Below are 21,700 nucleotides of genomic sequence, written 5' to 3'. Positions count from 1 at the left end.
CCCGGGGCGGCGCCCACCCGCCCCCGTTGTGGGCATGCGTTCCGCCGGGGCGGCGCCCACCCGCCCCCGTTGTGGGCATGCGTTCCGCCGGGGCGGCGCCCACCCGCCCCCGTTGTGGGCATGCGTTCCGCCGGGGCGGAACGGGTGGGCACAACGGACCCGCGCCCTGCCGGCGCCAGAGGCTTCCGAGCCTGGACCTGCACCACATGTGCACCGCCGCCACGGGGTGCGGGTCCAGGCGCGGAACGCGGAGGCGCCGCTAAGGGCGCCGTCCCGTGTGCCCACCCGTCCCGCCCCAGCGGGACGATTGCCCACACGGGGGGGGGTGGGCACCGCCCAGCACGGGTGCGGGCCCACACGGGGGGGCGGGGGCGCCGCCCCACCGGGGCGCGGGCCCACACGAGGGGCGGCGCCCGGCCGGGTGCGGGCTGCTGGCTAGTTGAGGGCTGCTACGCGGTCTCGGTACGTCCGGGCCGCCGCCGCGTCACGGTACGGCTCCAGGCGCCGCTCGAAGTCGCGGACGTACTCCACCGCCCGAGCCGACCGCATCTCCGACGCCTGCTGCGCCGCCTCCGCGCCCAGCGCGCACGCCTGGTCCAGTTCCCCGAGGGCCAGCCGGGACGTGGCCAGGACGACCCGGCAGAAGAGGCGGCTGCGGGCGAAGCCGGGCGCCCTGAGCTGGAGCGCGCGCTCCGCGTGCTGCGCGGCCGGGCGGTACTGCTGGAGGTCCCGGTGGCAGTGGCCGAGCTCGTCGGCGAGCTGCGCCTCGTCGAAGTGGCGGGCCCAGTAGGGGACCTCGTCGCCGGGCCGGGCGGCCTCCAGGGCCCGTTCCGCCCGGACCAGGGAGGCGCTGCAGGCCCGCGCCTCGCCCAGGACCGCGTGGCCCCGTGCCTCGATCGCGTGCAGCATCGCCTGGACGACGGGCGGCGCGGCGGGCCCGACGCCCTGCTGGGCGACCCGGGCGAGCTGCACGGCCTCGCGCCCGTGGCCGAGGTAGACGGCCTGGCAGCTCATGGTGAGGAGCACGTACGAGCCGTAGGCCCGGTCCCCGGCCGCCTGGGCGAGCCGCAGCGCCTGGACGAAGTAGCGCTGCGCGAGACCGTGGGCGGCGATGTCGTACGAGGTCCAGCCCGCGAGCCGGGTGAGGTCGGCGGCCGCGGCGAAGAGGCGGCGCCCGGTGCTCTCCCCGTACGTGCCGCGCAGCATCGGCTCGGCCTCGTGCTCCAGGTAGCGCACGAGGGCCTGGCGGGCGTGCCCGCCGCCGTAGGCGTGGTCGAGGGTGCGGAAGAGTTCGCCGACCGAGCGGAGGGCGGCGATGTCGCCGCTGGAGACCCGCTGTCCGGGCCCCCGGTCCGTACCGCGCTGGCGGGGCACCGAGAACCGTCCCTGGGGCGGGACCCGGGGGTCGTGCGGGGCCGCCGCCGCGGGGGCCGGCTCGCCGCGGGCGACCCGGTCGTCGGCGCGGCCGATGAGCCAGTCGCGGCTGGGGACGACGAGCCCGGCCGGGGTGAAGGCGATCTTGCGGAGTTCGGCGTGGCTGCCGGAGTCCTTGCGCCACAGGCCGCTGACGATGTCGACGGCCTCCTCGGGGGTGGCGGCGAACTCCAGGCCCGCGTAGACGGGCGCGCAGGCGTCGAGGCCGAGGTCCTGGGCGGAGAGGCGGCGGCCGAGGCGGCGGGTGAAGACCTCGGCGATGAGGGCGGGGGTGGTGCCGCGCGGCTGCTGACCGCGGAGCCAGCGGGTCACGGAGGTCTTGTCGTACCGCAGGTCGAGCCCGTGTTCCAGACCGAGCTGGTCGACCCGTCTGGCGAGCCCCGCGTTGGAGAACCCGGCTTCGGCGATGAGCGCGGCGAGCTGGCGGTTCGGGATGCGCTGCGGTGGTCGTTCCGTCATCAGCTGTGCGGTCTCCTGCCTTCCGGGTCCGGGCGGCAGTCCCGTCGGACCCTCATGGAACGGCGTGAATTTAGCGGTCCTCACGGCCCGTACCGCCACCTTCGCCCCACATTCATCCGATCGTGTGAGGATTGACGGCACCGCTGACGTAGGCGCCCCCGTCCACCTGCCGGAGGGGTGTCCCCCGCGCCGCCGTACAGTGGCAAGGGCGCGAATGACGCATGGTGCCGCGCCGGCCCGGGATGATCCCCGGTTCCCGGTCCTCGGCACCCAGGAGGAGGCATGGCCGTGAGTGAGCTGCGATTCGTCCGCCTTGGGTTCGGCGAGGAAGCCGTCGAGTACCAGGTGGCCTGGGACAAGCAGCGCGAGGTGCACGCCGCACGGTTCGCCGACGAGATCGACGACACCTGTCTGCTGCTGGAGCACCCGCCGGTCTACACGGCCGGGCGGCGCACGCAGGAGAGCGAGCGGCCGCTGGACGGGACGCCGGTGGTGGACGTGGACCGCGGCGGCAAGATCACCTGGCACGGCCCCGGCCAGCTGGTCGGCTACCCGATCATGAAGCTGCCCCGCCCGGTGGACGTCGTCGCGCATGTGCGCCGCCTGGAGGAGGCCCTGATCCGTACGGCCGCCGAGTTCGGCGTGGAGACGACGCGGATCGAGGGGCGCAGCGGGGTGTGGGTCCTGGGCGACCCGGTCGAGCAGCGGCCCTCCCTCGGCGGGCTCTCCCTCGACTTCGACCCGCGTCTGACCGACGAGGAGTTCGACCCGCGCCTGAACGGTCCCGAGTACGCCCCGTCCAACGCCGGCCAGCGCCGCGAGGACCGGAAGCTCGCCGCCATCGGCATCCGGGTCGCCAAGGGTGTCACCATGCACGGCTTCGCCCTCAACGTGAACCCGGACAACACCTGGTTCGACAGGATCATCCCGTGCGGCATCCGGGACGCCGGCGTGGCCTCGCTGGCCAACGAGGCCGGCCGGAACGTCACGATCGAGGAGGTGCTCCCGGTCGTGGAGAAGCACCTGCGGGACGTCCTGGAGCACGCCGAGCTGAAGCCGCGGGAGATCGAGCGTGCGGAGGAGCGGGCCCCGGAGCCCGCCTCGGCCTGAGGAATGCCGAGCCCTGGCCACAGGTTGGCTGGACGTAGGCAAGGCATGGAAGCAACGGGCGTACCCTGGTGTGCGCCGAAGAATCGAAGCTACAGGAGCCGATGTGTCCGCAGTCGCCCCCGACGGACGCAAGATGCTGCGCCTGGAGGTCCGGAACGCCCAGACCCCCATCGAGCGCAAGCCCGAGTGGATCAAGACCCGCGCGAAGATGGGTCCGGAGTACACGAAGATGCAGGGCCTCGTGAAGAGCGAGGGCCTGCACACGGTCTGCCAGGAGGCGGGCTGTCCCAACATCTTCGAGTGCTGGGAGGACCGCGAGGCGACCTTCCTCATCGGCGGTGACCAGTGCACCCGGCGCTGCGACTTCTGCCAGATCGACACGGGCAAGCCCGAGGCGCTGGACCGTGACGAGCCGCGCCGCGTGGGTGAGTCGGTCGTCACGATGGACCTGAACTACGCCACCATCACGGGCGTCGCTCGCGACGACCTGGAGGACGGCGGTGCCTGGCTGTACGCGGAGACCGTGCGCCAGATCCACCAGCAGACGGCGGACCGCGCCGAAGGCCGTACCAAGGTCGAGCTGCTCGCCCCCGACTTCAACGCGGTGCCGGAGCTCCTCAAGGAGGTCTTCGACTCCCGCCCCGAGGTCTTCGCGCACAACGTCGAGACGGTCCCGCGGATCTTCAAGCGGATCCGTCCGGGCTTCCGTTACGAGCGCTCGCTGGACGTCATCACCCAGGCCCGGGACTACGGTCTGGTCACGAAGTCGAACCTGATCCTCGGCATGGGCGAGACCCGTGAGGAGATCAGCGAGGCGCTCCAGCAGCTGCACGACGCGGGCTGCGAGCTCATCACGATCACGCAGTACCTGCGCCCCTCGGTCCGGCACCACCCCGTGGAGCGCTGGGTGAAGCCGCAGGAGTTCGTGGAGCTGAAGGAGGAGGCCGACGAGATCGGCTTCTCCGGCGTGATGTCGGGCCCGCTGGTCCGTTCCTCGTACCGCGCGGGCCGGCTGTACCAGCAGGCGATCGAGAAGCGCGGCGCGGTCGACAACGCCACGCAGGCGGTCTGATCCCGCCTCCGCGTCCCACCCGCGCCGTGTGAATCGGCGCACAAGTAGTTACCGGTCAGTACTGGCCGGATCCGGTGCGGTCCGTACGACCCCGCAGCTCAGCGGGGCGGACGGGCCGCATCGCCGTTCTCCCCCTCGCCCGAGCGGCCGCACCAACGTTTCATCAGTGTTTGACCACCGGGTCACGCCCTGGTAACACCGATCTGTGAGCCTGATTTCACTCACCGCCACCACCCGCTCACACCCCCACCTCGTCTCACCCGCAATCGAGGGAGGACCCCGCATGCCGGCCGCATCGACGCATGTCCGCGTCACCGCGATCCCGTCCGTCACCGACGCCCTGAAGGCCGTGGAGGCCCTGCTCCTGGGCGCCGGCCAGCGCACCGCACGGCGCAACGCCTGGAACTCCGTCCTGGAGGACCGCCGCCGCGCCAAGGACCGGGTGGAGGCCCAGCACGTGATGGAGGTCGCGTCGGGCCGGGCTTCCCGGGCCACGTAAACTTCAGGACATGGCGAGGAGTGCAAACACGGGCAGCGCTGACGCTGCGAACCCAGGGCGACTGAAGCAGATCGCCCTCACGTACCAGATGACCCGGAAGGCGGACCCGAAGGTCGGTCTGGTCGTCGCGGGCGTGGGCATCGTCGTACTCGGTGTCCTCCTCGGGATCGGCTTCCTCATCGGTCATCCGGTCTACCTGGGCATCCTGGGCTTCGTCCTGGGGCTCCTGGCGGCGGCCATCGTCTTCGGACGGCGTGCCGAGCGCGCGGCCTTCGGGCAGATGGAGGGCCAGCCGGGCGCGGCCGCGGCGGTGCTGCAGAACGTCGGGCGCGGCTGGACGACGACCCCCGCGGTCGCGATGAACCGCAGCCAGGACGTCGTGCACCGCGCCGTCGGCCGGGCGGGCATCGTGCTGGTGGCCGAGGGCAACCCGAACCGGGTCAAGTCGCTGCTCGCGGCCGAGAAGAAGCGGATGAGCCGCGTCGTGGTGGACGTGCCGGTGCACGACATCATCGTCGGCGACGGCGAGGGCCAGGTGCCCCTCAAGAAGATCCGTACGACCATGCTCAAGATGCCCCGCGTGCTCACCGGCCCGCAGGTGACCGCGGCCAACGACCGGCTGCGGGCGATGGGCGACCTGATGAGCAACATGCCGCTGCCGAAGGGCCCGATGCCGAAGGGCATGCGGATGCCGCGCGGCGGAAAGATGCGCTGACTCCCGACCTGACGAGAATGGCCCCGGACCGAGCGGTCCGGGGCCTTTCTCGTACGCGTGGTTCAGATGCGGACCTGGACGGCGCCGGAGAGGCGGTCGTGGAGGCCGCGGCCGTCACGGTCCCAGATGAGGGCCGGGACGGCCAGGCAGACGAGCAGGGAGCGCAGCGCCACGCGGAACAGGCCGAGGCGCCCGCCGTTCGCGGAGACGACGCGCAGGCCGAAGAGCCGCTTGCCGGGCGTCGAGCCGACGGTGCCGACGGTCAGGACGCTCAGGACGAAGAGGATGAGCAGGGCCCAGTTGCCCGTCGCCTGGTTGTAGCCGTCGGTGATCAAGCCGTATGCGATCAGGATGCAGAGGGCCCAGTCGAGGGCGAGGGCGCCGAGGCGCCTCCCCGGGCGGGCGATCGAGCCGGGGCCCTCCTCGGGCAGCCCGAGCTGCTGACCGCGGTAGCCGAAGTCGACGCCTGCGTCCTCGGCCGCCGCGCGGGGGCCGGAGAGCCAAGATCCGAGTGCTTGCCTGTTGTCCACCCGACCACGGTACTGTGCCCGTTTTTGATCACTTCGGGCCGGGTGGGAGTACGGCTCCGGGTTGGCCGGACGGCACCCGCCCCGGTTAACTTCGACGAAACAAATGGGTCATGCTTGAGAAATCCCGTCTGCCTATGGTCGGGTCGAGCGTGTGCCACCGCACTGGCCGCACGACCGAGCTGCAACCCCGCCCCTCCCCGGGCCGGGAGTAGGAGGAGTTGGATGTCCCAGAACGGCTTCCAGAACGCCGACGAGGTCCAGAAGTTCATCAAGGACAACGACGTCAAGATGGTCGACGTCCGGTTCTGCGACCTTCCGGGCGTGATGCAGCACTTCACGATCCCCGCGACGGCGTTCGACCCGTCCGAGGAGCTCGCCTTCGACGGCTCGTCGATCCGCGGCTTCCAGGCCATCCACGAGTCCGACATGGCGCTCCGCGCCGACCTGTCGACGGCCCGCGTGGACCCCTTCCGCCGCGACAAGACGCTGAACATCAACTTCTTCATCCACGACCCGATCACGGGCGAGCAGTACAGCCGTGACCCGCGGAACATCGCGAAGAAGGCCGAGGCGTACCTCGCCTCCACCGGCATCGCCGACACCGCCTACTTCGGCCCCGAGGCCGAGTTCTACGTCTTCGACTCGGTGCGGTTCGAGACCTCCGCGAACCAGGGCTTCTACCACATCGACTCCGAGGCCGGCGCCTGGAACACCGGTGCGGAGGAGAACAACCGCGGCTACAAGGTCCGCTACAAGGGCGGCTACTTCCCGGCCCCGCCGGTCGACCACTTCGCCGACCTGCGCTCCGAGATCTCCCTGGAGCTGGAGAACGTCGGCCTCCAGGTCGAGCGCCAGCACCACGAGGTCGGCACCGCCGGCCAGGCCGAGATCAACTACAAGTTCAACACGCTGCTCGCCGCGGCCGACGACCTGATGCTCTTCAAGTACATCGTGAAGAACGTCGCCTGGCGCAACGGCAAGACCGCGACCTTCATGCCGAAGCCGATCTTCGGCGACAACGGCTCGGGCATGCACGTCCACCAGTCGCTCTGGGCGAACGGCGACCCGCTGTTCTACGACGAGACGGGCTACGCGGGCCTCTCGGACACCGCCCGCTACTACATCGGCGGCATCCTCAAGCACGCCCCGTCGCTGCTCGCCTTCACCAACCCGACGGTGAACTCGTACCACCGCCTGGTCCCGGGCTTCGAGGCCCCGGTCAACATGGTGTACTCGCAGCGCAACCGCTCCGCCGCCATGCGCATCCCGATCACGGGCTCGAACCCGAAGGCCAAGCGCGTCGAGTTCCGCGCGCCGGACCCGTCCTCGAACCCGTACCTCGCCTTCTCGGCGCTGCTCCTCGCGGGCCTCGACGGCATCAAGAACAAGATCGAGCCGGCGGAGCCGATCGACAAGGACCTGTACGAGCTGGCTCCCGAGGAGCACGCGAACGTCCAGCAGGTCCCGACCAACCTGGAGGCCGTGCTCAACGCCCTCGAGGAGGACAACGAGTACCTCCAGGCCGGCGGCGTCTTCACCTCCGACCTGATCGAGACCTGGATCGACTACAAGCGCACCAACGAGATCGCCCCGATCCAGCTGCGCCCGCACCCGCACGAGTTCGAGCTCTACTTCGACCTCTAAGCCGAACCGGCTGCCTGACGAGGCCCGTCGTCCCCTTCGAGGGGGCGGCGGGCCTCGCCGTTTCTCGCCAAGATCACGGGAATGCGAACAGCTGACGAACTCTCGTACGTACCTACGAGTAGGCTGTTCACGCTCCGCGACTGATCGATAGCGTGTCGTCGTCGCTGCCGCCACACCCGGAGCACAGGGCTCCGCTGGGACTAGCTGGCGCGATGAGGACTGCCTACGTGACTCAGGCGGCTTTCGCCCCTGCCGAGACGCTCCGACTCCAGCCGTACACCGATCACTGCCGCGTCATCGCCGACGAGGGCGCGCACGTGGTCATCGGCGTCTCCCCGGGGAACAGCTATTTCACCGCCCAGCGACTGCGCGAGCTGACGCGCTGGGGCTTGGACCACTTCGATCAGGTCGATCTCGTCTACACCGATCTGCATGTCGCCGACATGTACGAGGCACTGGGGTACGGGGCCGACGAGGCGCGACGGAAGGCCGTCAAGAACCTGCGGGGGGTGCGGGCGAAGGTCCAGGCGGCCGTGGCGGAGGCCGACCCCACCGGGATACGGGTACGGGCCCGCGGGATGTCGGAGTTCGGGGACGTCCCGGCCTACCGCGAGCTGCACCGCACGGTGCTCGACGCGGTGGCGGCGGACCCGGTGGTGCGGGAGACCTGCGATGCGCTGACCGGCATCTTCCTCGCCGGGAAGCTGGCGCCGGGGCAGCGGACGGACGAGCGCCAGCGCGCGGTGTGCCGGGCGTACATCTGCGCCGAGGTGCCGCTGTTCCTGGACACGCCCGCGATCCTCGGGGTGCCGTCCTCGCTCAACTGCTACCACCAGGCACTGCCGTTGGCCGATCTGCTGTACGGGCGGGGGTCCGGGCTCCGGGCCTCCCGCAACCAGGGCCACGGCATCCTCACGCCTGCCGACACGACCGCCGAGACCACTGTCGAAGGAGCCACGCGATGAGCGTCGCCGTCGAGACCCTGCCCGCCTTCCCCTTCGACTGGGACGGGACCCGGCTGCCCGCCGAGATCGCCGCGCTGCGCGCCGAACCGGTCCGGAAGGTCCGCACGATCGCCGGGGCCGAGGCCTGGCTGGTCTCCTCGTACGAGCTGTGCCGACAGGTCCTGGAGGACGCGAGGTTCAGCCTGAAGCACACCTCCGCGCCGGGAGCGCCGCGGCAGTACGCGCTGACGATCCCGCCGCACGTGGTGAACAACATGGGCAACATCACCGGGGCCGGGCTGCGCAAGGCCGTCATGAAGGCGATCAACCCGAAGGCGCCCGGCCTGGAGGAGTGGCTGCGGGCACGGGCCGGGTCCCTGGTGGACGCGCTGGTCGCCGAGGGGGCGCCCGGGGAGCTGCGGAGCGGCTACGCCGATCCGTACTCGGCGGGGCTGCACTGCCGGATGCTGGGCATCCCGGAGGAGGACGGGCCCCGGCTGCTGCGCAGTCTGGACGTGGCCTTCATGAACGCACCGCGCGAGATCGAGGCGGCCCGGCTCAACTGGGACCGGGACATCGCCTATATGACCGAGCGCCTGGACGATCCGGCGACGGGCGGGCTGATGGCGGAGCTCGCGGCGCTGCGCGAGGATCCCGACTACGCGCATCTGACGGACGAGATGCTGGCGACGGTGGGCGTGACACTGTTCGGGGCCGGGGTGATCTCCACCGCCGGGTTCCTGACGATGGCGCTGGTGTCGGTGCTGACCCGGCCGGACGTGCGGGAGGCGCTGACCGCCGGCGGCGCGGGCGGGGTCGCCGGGGCCATGGACGAGCTGCTGCGGGTGAATCTGTCGATCGGCGACGGGCTGCCGCGGCTCGCCCTGGAGGACGTGCGGCTCGGCGACACCGAGGTGCGGGCCGGTGACCTCGTGCTGGTGCTCGTGGAGGCCGCGAACCACGATCCGGAGCGCTTCCCGGACCCGCTGGCCTTCCGGCCGGACCGGGAGAACGCCGCCGAGCACCTCTCCTTCGGCGGCGGGCGGCACTACTGCCCGGCGACGGCGCTCGGCAAGCGGCACGCCGAGATCGCCCTGGAGACGCTCCTCGACCGGCTGCCGGAGCTGCGGCTCGCGGTGCCGGTCGAGCAGCTGGTGTGGCGCACCAACTTCATGAAGCGGCTCCCCGAGCGGCTGCCGGTGGCCTGGTAGCGGGCGGGATCCGAAGACGGCGCTGCCCGGCCCGGGAACGGGCCGGGCAGCGCCCCTCCGACGTCAGCGGCCGTAGCGGATCAGGGCTCGGACCATGCGGCAGGTGGTGTCGGAGGGCGGGTGGATGCCGATGGTCTCGGCCGTCGTGCGTATCGTCGCGTTCGTCGCCTTCGACGGGACGTAGACGCCCGCGTCGAGGAGGGCGATCGCGAGGCGCATGGCCTTCAGGCGGCGGTTGTGCGACACGTACCACTCGCGGGGGCGGCCCGCGGGGAGCGGCTTCCTCTGGAGCGGCTTCCAGGGTTCGAGGGACGGTGTCCGGATCACGGCGAGAGCCATGGGCTACCTCCTGGCGAACGGTGGGGTGCGGGCCCTCCCCGGGACCCTCACCTTCACCCCCTATTTTAGAGACCCCCACTGACAATCGCCCCTGGCCAGATGGGGTTTGGGGGGTGGTGGAGGGCGGCCTGGGGGGTGCCGTGCGGGTACCGTGGGGGACATGGAGATCTGGATCAATCCCGCCTGTTCCAAGTGCCGCAGCGCCCTCACCCTGCTCGACGCGGAGGGCGCCGAGTACACCGTGCGCCGCTACCTGGAGGACGTGCCGTCGCCGGACGAGATCCGGCAGGTGCTGAAGCGGCTCGGGCTCGAGCCCTGGGACATCACGCGGACCGGCGAGGCCGTCGCCAAGGAGCTCGGGGTGAAGGACTGGCCCCGGGACGAGGCGAACCGCGAGCGGTGGATCGAGGCCCTCTCCGCGCACCCCAAGCTGATCCAGCGGCCCCTCATCACGGCCGAGGACGGCACGGCCGTCGTCGGCCGGACCGAGGAGGCCGTGCGGGACGCGCTGTCCCGCTGAGTTCAGGCCTTCAGGAAGTCCGCCAGCACCGGCAGCGCGGCCGGCGGCAGGTCCGCCGGGAGGGTGTGGTGGGTCGCCGTCGGCAGGGTCTCCGTCACGATGCCGGGGACGGTCGAGCGGGCCCGCGCCGCGATCCGGGCCGCGTCGTGCACGCGGCTCCTCCCGGCGGCGAGCAGCAGCGTCGGGGGCCGCAGGGCTGCCAGTTCGGCGCGGGTCGGGCGGGGACCGGTGACCGGGCGGTGCCGGGGCAGCTCCGCCGCCAGGGCGTCCAGGCGCCGCACCGCCGGGTCGTGTTCCGCGCCGCCGGTCTCCCAGGCCAGGAAGGCCTCCGCCCGCGCGGCCGTCGGGCGCAGCAGCATGGGCAGCGCGCGCAGGAGGTAGCCGGGGCGGAAGCCGGCGAAGCAGCCGGTCGGGTCGAGGAGGGCGAGGCGGTCGGTCCGGTCGGGTGCCGCCAGGGCGTACCGGAGCGCGATCCACCCCCCGTACGAGTGGCCGAGGAAGGCCGCGGAGGCGAGTCCGAGGCCGTCGAGCACCGCGTCGAGCCAGGCCGTGAGGTCGGCGGCGGTACGGATCGGGCGGCCGTCCGCCCGGCTGCGGCCCGGTCCTCCGACGAGGTCCACGGCGTGGACCCGGTGCGTCGCGCCGAGCGCGGCGGCCGTCGTGCGCCAGGAGCAGGCGGTGGTCCCGCCGCCGGGCAGCAGGAGAACCGGCGGGCCGTCCTCGGGGCCGAGGTGGATGACGTGGGTGGTGCCGTGGGGTGTGCGGAGTTCCGAGGTGGTGGTGGGGTGGGGCCACCGGGCGAGAAGTGCTTCGTAGGCCGTGTCGTAGGTGTCGGCGGTCCTGGCGTTCGGCATCCCACTCATCCTCTCGTTCGGCAATAATCTCGCTCAGCGAGATATCTGGATCATAGGAGGTCGCGGTGGCCGAGTCACCGGAGATGCAGCTCTTTCATCTGCTGCGCGAAGTCACCGTCGAATACGGCCTGCGCCAGAACGAGTTCGCCGCCGCCAACGGCATGCACCCGACGGACGTACGGGCCCTGATCTGCCTCCTCGACGCCGAGCGCGCCGGTACGGACGCCACCGCCGGGTGGCTCGGCGAGCGCCTCGGCCTCAACTCGGCCGGCACCACCGCCGTCGTCGACCGGCTCGAACGGCTCGGCCACGTGGCCCGGGCCCGCGACGCCCGGGACCGGCGGCGCGTCCTGCTGACCGTGGAGGACCGGGCGAAGGAGCTGGGCCGCGCGCACTTCGGACCGCTCATCGACGGGACGGTCGCGCTGCTCGACGGCTTCACCGAGGACGAGACCCGGGCCGTACGACGCTTCCTGACCGGGGTACGGGACCTCATGGACGGCGGCGAGGGGCGGTGAGCGGCACCGGCGCGCTCGGGAACGATCTCCATCTGGACCTCGGCGCCGGCGGCAGCCGCCGGGCCGCGCTCATCCGGGCCCTGCGCGAGGCCGTGCGCGAGGGGCGGCTCGCCCCCGGCACCCGGCTGCCGCCCTACCGCTCGCTCGCCGCCGACCTCGGGATCGCCCGCAACACCGTCGCCGACGCGTACGCCGAGCTGGTCGCCGAGGGCTGGCTCACCTCCCGCCAGGGCTCCGGCACCCGCGTCGCCGACCGGGTCGCCGCGCCCGCCCCCGGGCCCGTCCGCCCGGCAGCGCCGCCACCGCTCCCGTACGACCTCGTCCAGGGCAGGCCCGACCCCGGCTCCTTCCCGCGCGGCCCCTGGCTGGCGGCCGCCCGGCGGGCCCTGACCGACGCGCCGCACGAGGCCTTCGGGACCCGCGACCCGCACGGCCGGATCGAACTGCGCCGGGCCCTCGCCGAGTACCTCGCCCGGGTCAGGGGCGTGCGCACGAGCCCCGACCGGATCGTCGTCTGCTCCGGCGCGGCCCACGCCCTGCGGCTGCTCGCCCACGTGCTCGGTACGGAACGCCCCTGGGCCGTCGAGGCGTACGGCCTCCCCTTCCACCGGGGCCTCCTCGGCGAGGCCGGGGTCCGCACGGTGCCGGTGGGGGTCGACAGCGACGGGGCCAGGACCGGGGAGCTCCCGCCCGGGGCCGGCGCCGTGCTGCTCACGCCCGCCCACCAGTTCCCGACCGGCGGGCCGCTGCACCCCGAGCGCCGGGCCGCCGTCCTGGAGTGGGCGCGGCGCTCCGGCGGGCTCGTCGTGGAGGACGACTACGACGGGGAGTTCCGGTACGACCGGCGGCCCGTGGGCGCCGTCCAGGGCCTCGACCCCGAACGGACCGTCCTCCTCGGCTCCGTCAGCAAGAGCCTCTCCCCCGCGCTGCGGCTCGGCTGGATGTGCCTGCCGGCGGCGCTCGTGGACGCCGTCGTCGCCGCGAAGGGGCAACGCGAGCCGTACGCCTCCGCCCTGGAGCAGCTCATCCTCGCCGACTTCCTGGGCTCCGGCGCGTACGACCGGCATGTCCGGGGCATGCGCCGCCGCCACCGGGAGCGGCGCGACCGGCTGACCGCCGTCCTCGCCGAACGGGTGCCGGGGGTACGGGTGACGGGCATCGCCGCCGGTCTGCACGCCGTCCTGGAGCTGCCCCCGGGCACGGAGCGGGCGGCGCTCGCCGCGGCCGCCCGGCACGGGGTCGCCACGGAGGGCCTCGCCGACTACCGCCATCCGGACGCCCGGGGCCCCGCCCACCCGGACGGCCTGGTCGTCGGTTACGCGACCCCGCCGGAGCGGCTGTACGGGGCCGCGCTGGACGCCCTGTGCGAAGCACTCAGCCGGAGTCTCCGGGGGTGTCGCCCAGCTTCTTCGTCATGAACAGCTCCTGACCCGCGCGGCCGTCCGGCGCGTACCCGAGGCGTTCGTACAGCGCGATCGCGGGGGCGTTGGCCGCGAGTACGGAGAGCCTGAGGACGCCTGCCCCGGTGCCGTGCGCCCAGTTCTCCACGGACGTGATCAGGCGGGCAACGAGACCGTGGCCCCGGGCGTCCCGCGCGACCCAGACCGACCGCAGTTCGGGTACGGCGTCCGGCGCGAGGAGACCGGCCGCCATCCCGACCGGCCGGGCGTCACGGACCGCCAGGACGCCGTACGTGGCCGGGTCGTCGAACCGCGCCCGCCACTGCTCCTCGCCGCCCCGGTCCCAGTCGGCGAGCCGCGCCTTGAACGCCTCGGGCGAGACCGTGAGCGAGGCGATCCGGGCCTCGCGCCAGAGGTGCCAGTCGGCCGGGGTGACCGCCTGGACCACCGGCCGCCCGGCACCGTCAGCCGCGGGCCGCACGCTGCTCCGCCTCCGTCAGGATCTCCGTGAGACGCAGGCCGAAGCGGGCGTCGCAGGCGTGGGGTCGACCGGTGCGGGCCGCGGTGACGAGGGCGTCCACGGCGGCGGCGAAGGCCCCCACCGCGCCGTCCCAGCGGGGCAGTTCGGCCCGGCCCCCGGTGCCGTACAGGGTGAGGGCCGCCTCCGCCGCCTCCGGGGGCGCGCTGAGGGTGAGCGTGGCCGTGCTGCTCGCGCCCGACGCGTGGCGCAGCACCAGGTGGTGGGTGTCGTCCGGGCCCGGGGCGGCGGTGACCTCGGTGACGTCGCCGAGGACCGGCAGGTAGACGGAGAGGACGTGCGGGCCGACGTCCCACAGGCCGCCCTTCTCCCGCCGCCAGGGCGAGGCCGCGTACGCGCTGGTGGAGCCGGGGCCGTACAGCGAGCCCAGCCAGTGGGCCTCGCCGAGGAACCAGCCGCCCGCCGCCGTCTGCTCGTCGATCCAGCGGGCCGTCGGCTCCGCGAACCTGAGGGTGCAGAAGACCACCGAGGCGACACCGGCCGCCTCGACCGCCTCGGTCACCTCGCGGGCGAGCGCCACCGTCGTGGCGACCGGTTTGTCGAGCAGGACGTGACAGCCGGCGGCCGCGGCCCGGACGGCGAGGGGGGCCTGGACGTCGGGCGGGAGGGCCAGGGCGACGACGTCGCTGGCGGCGAAGAGGGCGTCCACGTCCTCGTACGCGCGCGTGCCGGACGCGGCGGCGAGCTCGGCGGCCGCCTCGGGACGTCTGCCCCACACCCCGCTGAACTCGACGCGCGGGTGCGCGGCGAGGGCGGGGGCGTGCGTACGAGCGGCCCAGGGGCCGGTGCCGAGGAGTCCGATACGGGGCTTCACGCCCAGAAGCTTCGCCATGCCCCCAGTCTGCCGGGCGGCACCGACAGCCGGCCGTAATCCGCTGGCGGACCTCCCCCGGCCCGGTGTTAGCGTTTCCGCGCCGGCCGCGGGACTCCGGTGCGACTTCCGGAACCTGCCTCTGAAGCAACGTCTTCGCTGTTCGCGCCCCCATTCCCCGGCCGGCATCCGCGCACAGGGAGGGGAGGCCACCGTGTCCGAGCTCGTCGCCGCCGAGGACGTGCTCCTCTTCGTCAACGCCGCCGTGACCGCCACCGGACAGCGCGAGTTCCGCTCCTCCGCAGCCGAGCAGCGCTTCTCGCTCGCGTTCCTCCACGAGTACGTACGCGTCAACTACCGGCCCGTGTACACCGCCGCCCTCGCACTCGACATCAACGACCACAACGCCGCGCTCGTCATCGAGCACCTGCTCCGCACCCCGAGGGAGGCGGAGCCGGGCGAGGGCCGCCTGATCGCCGCGCGCCTCGCCCTGCTGCCGCCGCAGCGGGTCTACCGGCTCTTCGGCGCGCTGCGCGCCGCCGGGGTCAACAACCGCCGCACGCGCGCGATCGTGCGCGCGTGGCTCGCGGCCCGCCCCGATCCGGCGCTCGACGCCGTGAAGTACCGGACCGGATTCAAGACCGCCCTCCGGCACGTGCACGGGCGGCTGCCCGACCCCGAGACCGGGGACTTCCTCTTCGCGCCGGGCCGCCGGGTCCGGTACGAGAACGCCACGCTCGACGCACACCGCCGAGCCCACTACGAGCAGGGAGCGCTGTACTAGCTGCCGTTCACGGTCGCGGAGGGTTTCGCCGCGAAGCACGGGATACCCCGAGGTGTGTTCCTGGAGCGGATCGCGCCGCGGATGACCCGCCTCGAACGGCTGCGTACGGACCGAGCCGTCGATCTGTCGGTCATGCCGCTCACCCGGCTCGCCCTGTACGTCCTGGCGCTCCCGTTCGCCGAGCGCGTGGGGCGACGGGCCGAGCTGACGGCTGCGCTGCGCGCGGCGGCCCGGCGCGCGGCGGGGCCGTACGCGGGGAGCTGGGGGCGGGTGGCGGCCGTGCTCGACGACAGCTTCTCCTCCTCCGGTTCGGCGGTGAAGCGGCGCCGTCCGCTGGCCGTGGCCCTCGGCTGCCACTTCCTCCTGGAGGCCCTCGCGGCCCCGGGGGCGTACGCACCGCTGTGGACCTCGGGCCGGGACGATCCCCTGCTCGTCCACCCCTACGGCCCGACCCCGCTCGGCCTGCGGATCCTGGACGCCCTGGAGACCGGTCCGGAGCGGCTGGTGATCGTCTCCGACGGCTGGGACAACGCCCCTCCGGGGCTCGCGGGCGAGGTGCTGCGGGTGTGGCGCACGAGGCTGGATCCGGAGCGGCACACGAGCGTGGTGCACCTGAACCCGGTATACGACGCGGAGGGCTTCGACGTGCGCCGGCTCGCCCCGAGCGTGCCGGTGGCGGGGATCAGGGACGCGGAGGATCTGGCGGCCCTGGTGGAGATCGCACAGTTCGCGGAGGGGCGGACGGGGTTCGCGGAGCTGCGGGCCTATCTGGACCGGCGGGTGGAGCTGTTCCTGAAGGGGGCGGAGGGGTGACCCGGATCGATCTCGGCGGGCTCCGTGTGCGGCCCGCGCAGGTGTGGGGCGGGGTGCGGATCGTGCCGCTCGTGCGGGACGAGCCGGTGCCGGGGCTGCGGCTGCGGCGGGAGGTGTACGAGGGGTGGGGCGCGGAGGTGTCGGCTGGCGTCACGTGCGGGACGCGGGCCTCTTCTGGGGCCCGCGCCCTCCGTTGTGGGCAATCGTTCCGCAGGGCGGGACGGGTGGGCACAACGGACCCGCGCCCCGCCGGCGCCCGAGGCTTCCGCACCTGAACCCGCGCCGGATCCGCGCCGCCGATGAGGTGCGGGTCCAGGCCCGGAACGCGGAGGCGCCGCTGGAAAACGCCGTCCCGTGTGCCCACCCGTCCCGCCCCAGCGGGACGATTGCCCACACGGGCGTGGGCACCGCCCTTCGGGGCGCGGGCCCACGCGGGGTGTGCGGTGCCCGGGCTCGGGGAGGCGCTGCGGGTGTTCGAGCTGTATCCGGGGCAGTGCGGGCTGCTCCTGTACGTGGCCGACGCGCTGGCCGCGGCCTTCGTGGTGCCGCACCCCGACGACTACCGGCTTCTGCATCCGACGCTGGTGGAGGACCTGTACGGGGAGCTGGTCCACCAGTACGCGTACTACGGCGCCCCCGTGCCCGAGTTCACGGCGCGGATCCGGGACGGCGCCGGCGGCGTCCGGGGCCTCGCGGATCTCCGGGCGGCGGCCCTGGAGCAGGAGCGGGCCTGGACGGCGGCGCACGACGGGCTGATGGCGCGGGACCTCCTGGAGACCTCGTACTCCTTCGAGCGGGTCCACCGGATGGGCGGATTCGACCTGCACCGGTTCCTTCCGCCGTTCGAGCGGGGCGGGCGGGAGCAGCACATCGGGGAGGTGATCACCGACCGGAAGGGACGGGCGGCGTATCTGAAGACCTTCCGGCTCTCCGAGAACCAGATCCGGAAGGGGTACCTCCTGAACCGGCTCGCGGACTGCGACTGGCACCTCGGGCGGACGGCGGAGGCGCTCGGCACCTCGTACGCCGAGGTGGTGCGGCGGGTGCGGTCGGCGGGGCTCGGATCGCTCCTCGACGCGCACGTCGTCGCACGGCGGCTGCGCGAAGATCGGGAAAGCTGAGTAACACGGGGTTCACAAACGGGCAACCGACGGGAAATCCCGTGTTGCGAAGCTGCGGTCGAACACAAACCGCGCAGTCAGCGCAGAGACCGCAGCTTCTCGCAGTGCCGCGAGCCGAGGCGGAGACCCGCAGCAGCACGCCAAAGGATGAGACCCGTGACCTTCAAGGCTGAGTACATCTGGATCGACGGCACCGAGCCGACCGCGAAGCTTCGCTCCAAGACGAAGATCATCGCCGGTGAGGGCCTCGCCCTCGACGCGCTGCCGATCTGGGGCTTCGACGGCTCCAGCACGAACCAGGCCAAGGGCCACGCCTCGGACCGCGTCCTCAAGCCGGTCTTCTCCTGCCCGGACCCGATCCGCGGCGGCAACGACGTGCTGGTGCTGTGCGAGGTCCTCAACACGGACATGACGCCGCACGAGACCAACACGCGTGCCGCGCTGGCCGAGGTCGCCACGAAGTACGCCTCCCAGGAGTCGATCTTCGGCATCGAGCAGGAGTACACCTTCTTCGACGGCACCCGTCCGCTCGGCTTCCCGGTCAACGGCTTCCCGGCCGCTCAGGGCGGTTACTACTGCGGTGTCGGCGCGGACGAGATCTTCGGCCGCCCGGTCGTCGAGGCGCACCTGGAGAACTGCCTCAAGGCCGGTCTCGGCATCTCCGGCATCAACGCCGAGGTCATGCCCGGCCAGTGGGAGTTCCAGGTCGGCCCGCTGGCCCCGCTGGAGGTCTCGGACCAGCTGTGGATCGCCCGCTGGCTGCTCTACCGCACGGCCGAGGACTTCAACGTCTCCGCGACGCTCGACCCGAAGCCGGTGAAGGGCGACTGGAACGGCGCGGGCGCGCACACCAACTTCTCCACGAAGGCGATGCGCGAGGGCTACGACGCGATCATCACCGCGTGCGAGTCGCTCGGCCAGGGCTCGAAGCCGCTCGACCACGTCAAGAACTACGGCGCCGGCATCGACGAGCGTCTGACGGGCCTTCACGAGACCGCCCCGTGGGACGAGTACTCCTACGGCGTCTCGGACCGCGGCGCCTCGGTCCGCATCCCGTGGCAGGTCGAGCAGGACCAGAAGGGCTACATCGAGGACCGTCGCCCGAACGCGAACGTGGACCCGTACGTGGTGACCCGCCTGATCGTGGACACCTGCTGCGAGGCCCTGGAGAAGGCCGGCCAGGTCTGATCCGCACCGCTCCACGAGAGGCGCCCACCGTTCCACACGGTGGGCGCCTCTCTCGTCATGTGGGACGGATGACACGGTTTTCGGGCCTCGGAGGGTCGTCGGGGGCATTCCCTTCTGGTTCAATAGGGATATGGCCATCATGCAGAACGACACCGCGAAGGGTCGCCACGACCTCGAGCCGTTCTGGCCTTCCCGTCAGCACCACGACTTCGACCGGTGCTGTCGACGCGTGAGGAACGCGTCGGCCCTCTAACGCCCCGATCGGTACGGTCCGATCCCGGCCTTCGGCCGCACGCGCACGACGTACGAGACCTCTCCGTCCGTTCCCCGCGCGAAAGAGCTGACCTGCCATGGCCCACACCCAGATCGCCCGCCCCCAGAGCGCTTCCCTCACGGCCGTCCGTCCCGGCCGGCACCGACTGCGTGCCGTCGATCCGAACGAGGTCGTCGACTTCTCCCAGGTGGCGGACTTCCTGCCGCCCGGCGCCACCCTGCTGCCCGCGCCGCAGCACGCGCTGCCGACGCTGCCGGGGCGCCCGCCGATGGTCGGGTACCTCGTCCTCGTCCCGGCCGACCAGCAGCCGCACCTGCCCGCGGCCCCCGCCCCGACGGCGCCCGTCGCGGCGGAGGAGCAGGGTCCGGTGACCATCGACGGCGTCCAGCGGATCGCCCTCGTCGACGGGCAGGCGCTCGACCTGACATACCTCGAATTCGAGCTGCTCGCCCACCTGGTGGCACACCCTCACCGGGTGCACACCCGCGACCAGTTGGTCACGACGGTGTGGGGGTACGGGCACGTGGGCGACGGCCGGACGGTCGACGTGCACGTGGCCCGGCTGCGCCGCAAGCTGGGCGCCGAGCACCGCCACACGATCCAGACCGTGCGGCGGGTCGGCTACAAGTACACCCCCTGATCAGGCGGTTGTGCGGGACCTCGCCCTGGAGACCAGCGCCAGGGTGAGGTCCACCGCCAGGAACAGCAGCAGGCTCAGGCCCAGCAGCGGGACGAACCAGCCGACGGCCGCCGTCACCGCCGCGAGCGGCAGCAGCAGCGTCACCGGGACCTTCCGCCAGGTCCCGCGCGCCACCGGGCGGCCCGGGCGGCGCAGCCACCACATGCGGTAGCCCCAGAGGATCAGCAGGATCAGGGCGAGCGCGAGGGCCGCGAGCGCCAGCTGGTTGAACAGGCCGAGGAACACGCCGGTGTGCGCGTCGATGCCGATGCGGGTGAGCTTCGCGAGCAGCGGGTAGTCGGCGAAGACGAGCCGGTCGAGGACCGTGCCGTCGGCCGGGTTCAGCGCCACCGAGTCCAGCTGGACCGGGAACTGCGTGTCGGTCTCCTTGACGACGTACCCCTTGCCCTCGGCGGGCAGCACGACCGAGATCCGCGGGCTGTCGATGCCGGCCGCACGGGCCGCGGCGACCGCCTTGTCGAGACCCATGTCCGGGCCCTGGGCGGTGGCGGGGCCGTGGTGGGCGCCGCCGTGGCCCTCGTGTTCGGACCCTGCGGCCGCTCCCGACGACAGGCCCGCCGACAGGGTGGGCGTCGCGCCGCCGAGACCGTCCTGGACGGTGCCGATGTTCTCGCCCGCGTACCGCGACCAGGTCAGGCCGGTCGCGGAGAGCAGGACCAGGCCGACCGCCGCCCACAGGCCGACCGAGCCGTGCCAGGAGAGCGTGCGGCGACGGGACTTCGGGCCCCGCTCGGGCAGGACGAGGGCGCGGCGGCTCTTCCGGCGGCGGCCGACCCAGAGCAGCACACCGCCGAGCGCGATCACCCACAGCCAGCTCGCGGCGAGTTCGCTGTAGTTGCGGCCGAGCTCGCCGAGGTGCAGATCGGCGTGGAGACCGTCGATCCAGGTGCGCAGCGGAAGGGCGCCGGAGCTGCCGTAGCTGGGCAGCTGTCCGCGTACGTCACCGGTGTACGGGTCGACGAAGACGGCGAGCGAGGTGCCTTCGGGGACGTCGGGGTCGGCCATCAGGACCCGGGTGGTCGCGCCGGGTTCGGCTCCGGGCCAGACGGCGGTGACGGTGCCGTTCGGGTCGGCCTCGCGGGCGATGTCCACCTGCCGGGAGAGCGGCAGGGTGGTGTCGCCGACGGGGACCTCGAGCTCGTGCGCGTACACGATCTTCTCCGCCTGGAAGGAGAGCGCGTAGAGCAGACCGCTGACGGCGGCCACGAGGAGGAACGGGGCGACGAGGACGCCCGCGTAGAAGTGGAGGCGCAGGACGAGGGGGCGCAGGGCGCTCCAGGTGCCGGGCCGGGTGGGGGTCGGTGACGGTGGCGCCTGGGGGGTTTCCGGGCGCGCGAGATCGTCGATGGTCATGACGGACTGTCCTTGGAGTCGGTGTGTCGACAGGGGGAAGCGACCCCCGGGTCAGACGTGTGCTCCGAGGGCCGTGGCGCGGGGTACGGACAGCCGGGGCGGGCCGCGCCGGGAGAGGGTGTGCGCGAGGACGACGGTGTGCGGGCGGCGGGCGTTCCGCCGCGCCCGGCGGACCGGGCGGCGCGGGGACTCGGGGACGGGGACGAGTACGGCGCGGAGCAGGCGGAGCGGGGTGAAGGCGTACGCGAGGGCGGCGCGGGCGAGCGTGAAGAACGCGGCCTCGCCGCGGGCGAGCCAGAGGCCGCAGAGGAGGGCGGCGAGGAGGTGGACGGCGAGCATGCCGGCGCCGAAGCCGGAGGTCATGGGGACGGTGGTGCCCATGGCCATGCCGTCCATGGCGTCCACGGCGTCCATTCCGGGCATGGCGGGCATGGCATCCATGCCGGGCATGTTCCCCATGCCGGGCATGGCGTCCATGGCGCCCGTGTTCCCCGTGCCGTCCGCCCCCGGCATGGAGTGGTGCATCCCCCGCGCGTGCTGATCCGTCGTCGAGAAGAGCAGGTGGAGCGCGCCCTGGAGGACCAGCAGGCCCCCCGCGATCGTGGGCGCGCCCCGGCGTCGACCGGCCGCGGCCCAGGCGGCCGCCGCTGTCGCGACGAAGGCGCCGAGCAGCAAGGTCGCCGGGAGCTGGTGCGCAGACATGGACGAATGCCCCACGGCGGCCAGAGTCACGCATACGACCGCGAAGAGTGCGGCTCGCAGGACGCGCAGGGGCGACCGGGCATTCGTCATCGCCGCCATGGTGTCATCCCGGCCAGATGGCCGAACGCACCCCCTCCCGATGCCGTTCCTCCTCCGGCGGAATCCTC

At 72.9% G+C, this 21,700-nt stretch carries 22 protein-coding genes and 1 pseudogene; 15 read left to right on the top strand and 8 right to left on the bottom strand.

Annotation, left to right across the window (positions count from 1 at the left end; all coding sequences use genetic code 11):
• Positions 1-435: 435 nt before the first annotated feature.
• Positions 436-1,893 (bottom strand): regulator, encoded by a 1,458-nt coding sequence (locus AC07AW_RS10700; RefSeq protein ID WP_478815064.1) that lies wholly within the window; start codon positions 1,891-1,893, stop codon positions 436-438.
• Between the two features lie 288 nt (positions 1,894-2,181).
• On the opposite strand from AC07AW_RS10700, the gene lipB reads away from it, so the two are divergent.
• The 4 genes from lipB (at position 2,182) to AC07AW_RS10680 (ending at position 5,289) form a co-directional block, all read left to right on the top strand.
• A complete protein-coding gene (gene lipB, locus AC07AW_RS10695) occupies positions 2,182-3,003 on the top strand; it encodes a lipoyl(octanoyl) transferase LipB (protein ID WP_478815063.1) in 822 nt (273 codons plus the stop codon).
• Positions 3,004-3,106: 103 nt separating this feature from the next.
• On the top strand, positions 3,107-4,075 hold the full coding sequence (lipA, locus tag AC07AW_RS10690) for a lipoyl synthase (protein ID WP_453523102.1): 969 nt from the start codon (positions 3,107-3,109) through the stop codon (positions 4,073-4,075).
• A gap of 283 nt (positions 4,076-4,358) precedes the next feature.
• Positions 4,359-4,574 (top strand): SCO2195 family GlnR-regulated protein, encoded by a 216-nt coding sequence (locus AC07AW_RS10685; RefSeq protein WP_041128875.1) that lies wholly within the window; start codon positions 4,359-4,361, stop codon positions 4,572-4,574.
• Between the two features lie 10 nt (positions 4,575-4,584).
• A complete protein-coding gene (locus AC07AW_RS10680; RefSeq protein ID WP_478815062.1) occupies positions 4,585-5,289 on the top strand; it encodes a DUF4191 domain-containing protein in 705 nt (234 codons plus the stop codon).
• Between the two features lie 62 nt (positions 5,290-5,351).
• On the opposite strand, the gene AC07AW_RS10675 is transcribed toward AC07AW_RS10680, so the two are convergent.
• The gene (locus tag AC07AW_RS10675; RefSeq protein WP_478815061.1) at positions 5,352-5,819 is read right to left on the bottom strand and encodes an RDD family protein; all 468 of its coding nucleotides are present in this window, start codon (positions 5,817-5,819) and stop codon (positions 5,352-5,354) included.
• A gap of 222 nt (positions 5,820-6,041) precedes the next feature.
• Here AC07AW_RS10675 and glnA point away from each other — a divergent pair, with 222 nt between their 5' ends.
• From glnA to AC07AW_RS10660, 3 genes are all read left to right on the top strand, one after another.
• On the top strand, positions 6,042-7,463 hold the full coding sequence (gene glnA, locus AC07AW_RS10670; protein ID WP_478815060.1) for a type I glutamate--ammonia ligase: 1,422 nt from the start codon (positions 6,042-6,044) through the stop codon (positions 7,461-7,463).
• Positions 7,464-7,690: 227 nt separating this feature from the next.
• The gene (locus AC07AW_RS10665; protein WP_478815059.1) at positions 7,691-8,428 is read left to right on the top strand and encodes a cyclodityrosine synthase; all 738 of its coding nucleotides are present in this window, start codon (positions 7,691-7,693) and stop codon (positions 8,426-8,428) included.
• Complete coding sequence (locus AC07AW_RS10660) at positions 8,425-9,618, top strand: cytochrome P450 (RefSeq protein ID WP_478815058.1); 1,194 nt, start codon at positions 8,425-8,427, stop codon at positions 9,616-9,618. The genes AC07AW_RS10665 and AC07AW_RS10660 overlap by 4 nt, the downstream gene beginning before the upstream one ends.
• A gap of 63 nt (positions 9,619-9,681) precedes the next feature.
• Here the strand turns inward: AC07AW_RS10660 and AC07AW_RS10655 are convergent, their stop codons facing one another.
• Entirely contained in the window at positions 9,682-9,957 is a 276-nt protein-coding gene (locus AC07AW_RS10655; protein ID WP_189802157.1) for a hypothetical protein, read from the bottom strand.
• Positions 9,958-10,117: 160 nt separating this feature from the next.
• On the opposite strand from AC07AW_RS10655, the gene AC07AW_RS10650 reads away from it, so the two are divergent.
• Positions 10,118-10,477: an arsenate reductase family protein gene (locus AC07AW_RS10650; protein WP_478815057.1), complete on the top strand. Its 360-nt coding sequence runs from the start codon at positions 10,118-10,120 to the stop codon at positions 10,475-10,477.
• 2 nt (positions 10,478-10,479) lie between these two features.
• Here AC07AW_RS10650 and AC07AW_RS10645 read toward each other — a convergent pair whose 3' ends face one another.
• Positions 10,480-11,340 carry an alpha/beta fold hydrolase gene (locus tag AC07AW_RS10645; protein ID WP_478815056.1) on the bottom strand — a complete coding sequence of 287 codons (861 nt, stop codon included), beginning with the start codon at positions 11,338-11,340 and terminating at the stop codon, positions 10,480-10,482.
• Between the two features lie 74 nt (positions 11,341-11,414).
• Between AC07AW_RS10645 and AC07AW_RS10640 the strand changes: the two genes are divergently transcribed.
• Both AC07AW_RS10640 and pdxR read left to right on the top strand, forming a co-directional pair.
• Positions 11,415-11,849 (top strand): MarR family winged helix-turn-helix transcriptional regulator, encoded by a 435-nt coding sequence (locus AC07AW_RS10640; RefSeq protein WP_478815333.1) that lies wholly within the window; start codon positions 11,415-11,417, stop codon positions 11,847-11,849.
• A complete protein-coding gene (pdxR, locus tag AC07AW_RS10635; RefSeq protein WP_478815055.1) occupies positions 11,846-13,267 on the top strand; it encodes a MocR-like pyridoxine biosynthesis transcription factor PdxR in 1,422 nt (473 codons plus the stop codon). The genes AC07AW_RS10640 and pdxR overlap by 4 nt, the downstream gene beginning before the upstream one ends.
• On the opposite strand, the gene AC07AW_RS10630 is transcribed toward pdxR, so the two are convergent.
• Positions 13,224-13,730, bottom strand: a complete 507-nt coding sequence (locus tag AC07AW_RS10630) for a GNAT family N-acetyltransferase (protein ID WP_478815054.1) — start codon at positions 13,728-13,730, stop codon at positions 13,224-13,226. The two genes, pdxR and AC07AW_RS10630, sit on opposite strands and share 44 nt — an antisense overlap.
• Positions 13,714-14,619: a Gfo/Idh/MocA family protein gene (locus AC07AW_RS10625; RefSeq protein WP_478815053.1), complete on the bottom strand. Its 906-nt coding sequence runs from the start codon at positions 14,617-14,619 to the stop codon at positions 13,714-13,716. The genes AC07AW_RS10630 and AC07AW_RS10625 overlap by 17 nt, the downstream gene beginning before the upstream one ends.
• Here AC07AW_RS10625 and AC07AW_RS10620 point away from each other — a divergent pair.
• The 5 genes and pseudogenes from AC07AW_RS10620 (at position 14,618) to AC07AW_RS10600 (ending at position 19,418) form a co-directional block, all read left to right on the top strand.
• Positions 14,618-16,195, top strand: a pseudogene (locus tag AC07AW_RS10620) (hypothetical protein). The gene AC07AW_RS10625 and the pseudogene AC07AW_RS10620 overlap by 2 nt on opposite strands.
• On the top strand, positions 16,192-16,470 hold the full coding sequence (locus AC07AW_RS10615) for an ARPP-2 domain-containing protein (protein WP_478815052.1): 279 nt from the start codon (positions 16,192-16,194) through the stop codon (positions 16,468-16,470). The pseudogene AC07AW_RS10620 and the gene AC07AW_RS10615 overlap by 4 nt, the downstream one beginning before the upstream one ends.
• Positions 16,471-16,494: 24 nt before the next feature.
• Positions 16,495-17,316, top strand: coding sequence for an ARPP-2 domain-containing protein (locus AC07AW_RS10610; protein WP_478815051.1), 822 nt, complete (start codon positions 16,495-16,497; stop codon positions 17,314-17,316).
• Between the two features lie 156 nt (positions 17,317-17,472).
• On the top strand, positions 17,473-18,504 hold the full coding sequence (gene glnII, locus AC07AW_RS10605; protein ID WP_478815050.1) for a glutamine synthetase: 1,032 nt from the start codon (positions 17,473-17,475) through the stop codon (positions 18,502-18,504).
• Between the two features lie 350 nt (positions 18,505-18,854).
• Positions 18,855-19,418 (top strand): winged helix-turn-helix domain-containing protein, encoded by a 564-nt coding sequence (locus tag AC07AW_RS10600; protein ID WP_478815049.1) that lies wholly within the window; start codon positions 18,855-18,857, stop codon positions 19,416-19,418.
• On the opposite strand, the gene AC07AW_RS10595 is transcribed toward AC07AW_RS10600, so the two are convergent.
• Complete coding sequence (locus AC07AW_RS10595) at positions 19,419-20,831, bottom strand: PepSY-associated TM helix domain-containing protein (protein ID WP_478815048.1); 1,413 nt, start codon at positions 20,829-20,831, stop codon at positions 19,419-19,421.
• A 51-nt stretch (positions 20,832-20,882) separates the two neighbouring features.
• Positions 20,883-21,533: a hypothetical protein gene (locus AC07AW_RS10590; RefSeq protein ID WP_478815047.1), complete on the bottom strand. Its 651-nt coding sequence runs from the start codon at positions 21,531-21,533 to the stop codon at positions 20,883-20,885.
• Positions 21,534-21,700 lie beyond the last annotated feature (167 nt).

The organism is Streptomyces sp. NPDC044003 (genome assembly GCF_056435185.1).
Note: the sequence above shows the minus strand (reverse complement) of the source record. Positions and strands in the feature narration are given on the sequence as shown.

Excerpts from the sequence above, each read along its gene's own strand:
- AC07AW_RS10700 (WP_478815064.1), bottom strand. The coding sequence starts at position 1,893 with ATGACGGAACGACCACCGCAGCGCATCCCGAACCGCCAGCTCGCCGCG.
- AC07AW_RS10685 (WP_041128875.1), top strand. The coding sequence starts at position 4,359 with ATGCCGGCCGCATCGACGCATGTCCGCGTCACCGCGATCCCGTCCGTC.
- AC07AW_RS10680 (WP_478815062.1), top strand. The coding sequence starts at position 4,585 with ATGGCGAGGAGTGCAAACACGGGCAGCGCTGACGCTGCGAACCCAGGG.
- glnA (WP_478815060.1), top strand. The coding sequence starts at position 6,042 with ATGTCCCAGAACGGCTTCCAGAACGCCGACGAGGTCCAGAAGTTCATC.
- AC07AW_RS10660 (WP_478815058.1), top strand. The coding sequence starts at position 8,425 with ATGAGCGTCGCCGTCGAGACCCTGCCCGCCTTCCCCTTCGACTGGGAC.
- AC07AW_RS10655 (WP_189802157.1), bottom strand. The coding sequence starts at position 9,957 with ATGGCTCTCGCCGTGATCCGGACACCGTCCCTCGAACCCTGGAAGCCG.
- AC07AW_RS10650 (WP_478815057.1), top strand. The coding sequence starts at position 10,118 with ATGGAGATCTGGATCAATCCCGCCTGTTCCAAGTGCCGCAGCGCCCTC.
- AC07AW_RS10645 (WP_478815056.1), bottom strand. The coding sequence starts at position 11,340 with ATGAGTGGGATGCCGAACGCCAGGACCGCCGACACCTACGACACGGCC.
- AC07AW_RS10640 (WP_478815333.1), top strand. The coding sequence starts at position 11,415 with ATGCAGCTCTTTCATCTGCTGCGCGAAGTCACCGTCGAATACGGCCTG.
- AC07AW_RS10625 (WP_478815053.1), bottom strand. The coding sequence starts at position 14,619 with ATGGCGAAGCTTCTGGGCGTGAAGCCCCGTATCGGACTCCTCGGCACC.
- AC07AW_RS10610 (WP_478815051.1), top strand. The coding sequence starts at position 16,495 with ATGAGGTGCGGGTCCAGGCCCGGAACGCGGAGGCGCCGCTGGAAAACG.
- AC07AW_RS10600 (WP_478815049.1), top strand. The coding sequence starts at position 18,855 with ATGGCCCACACCCAGATCGCCCGCCCCCAGAGCGCTTCCCTCACGGCC.
- AC07AW_RS10595 (WP_478815048.1), bottom strand. The coding sequence starts at position 20,831 with ATGACCATCGACGATCTCGCGCGCCCGGAAACCCCCCAGGCGCCACCG.
- AC07AW_RS10590 (WP_478815047.1), bottom strand. The coding sequence starts at position 21,533 with ATGTCTGCGCACCAGCTCCCGGCGACCTTGCTGCTCGGCGCCTTCGTC.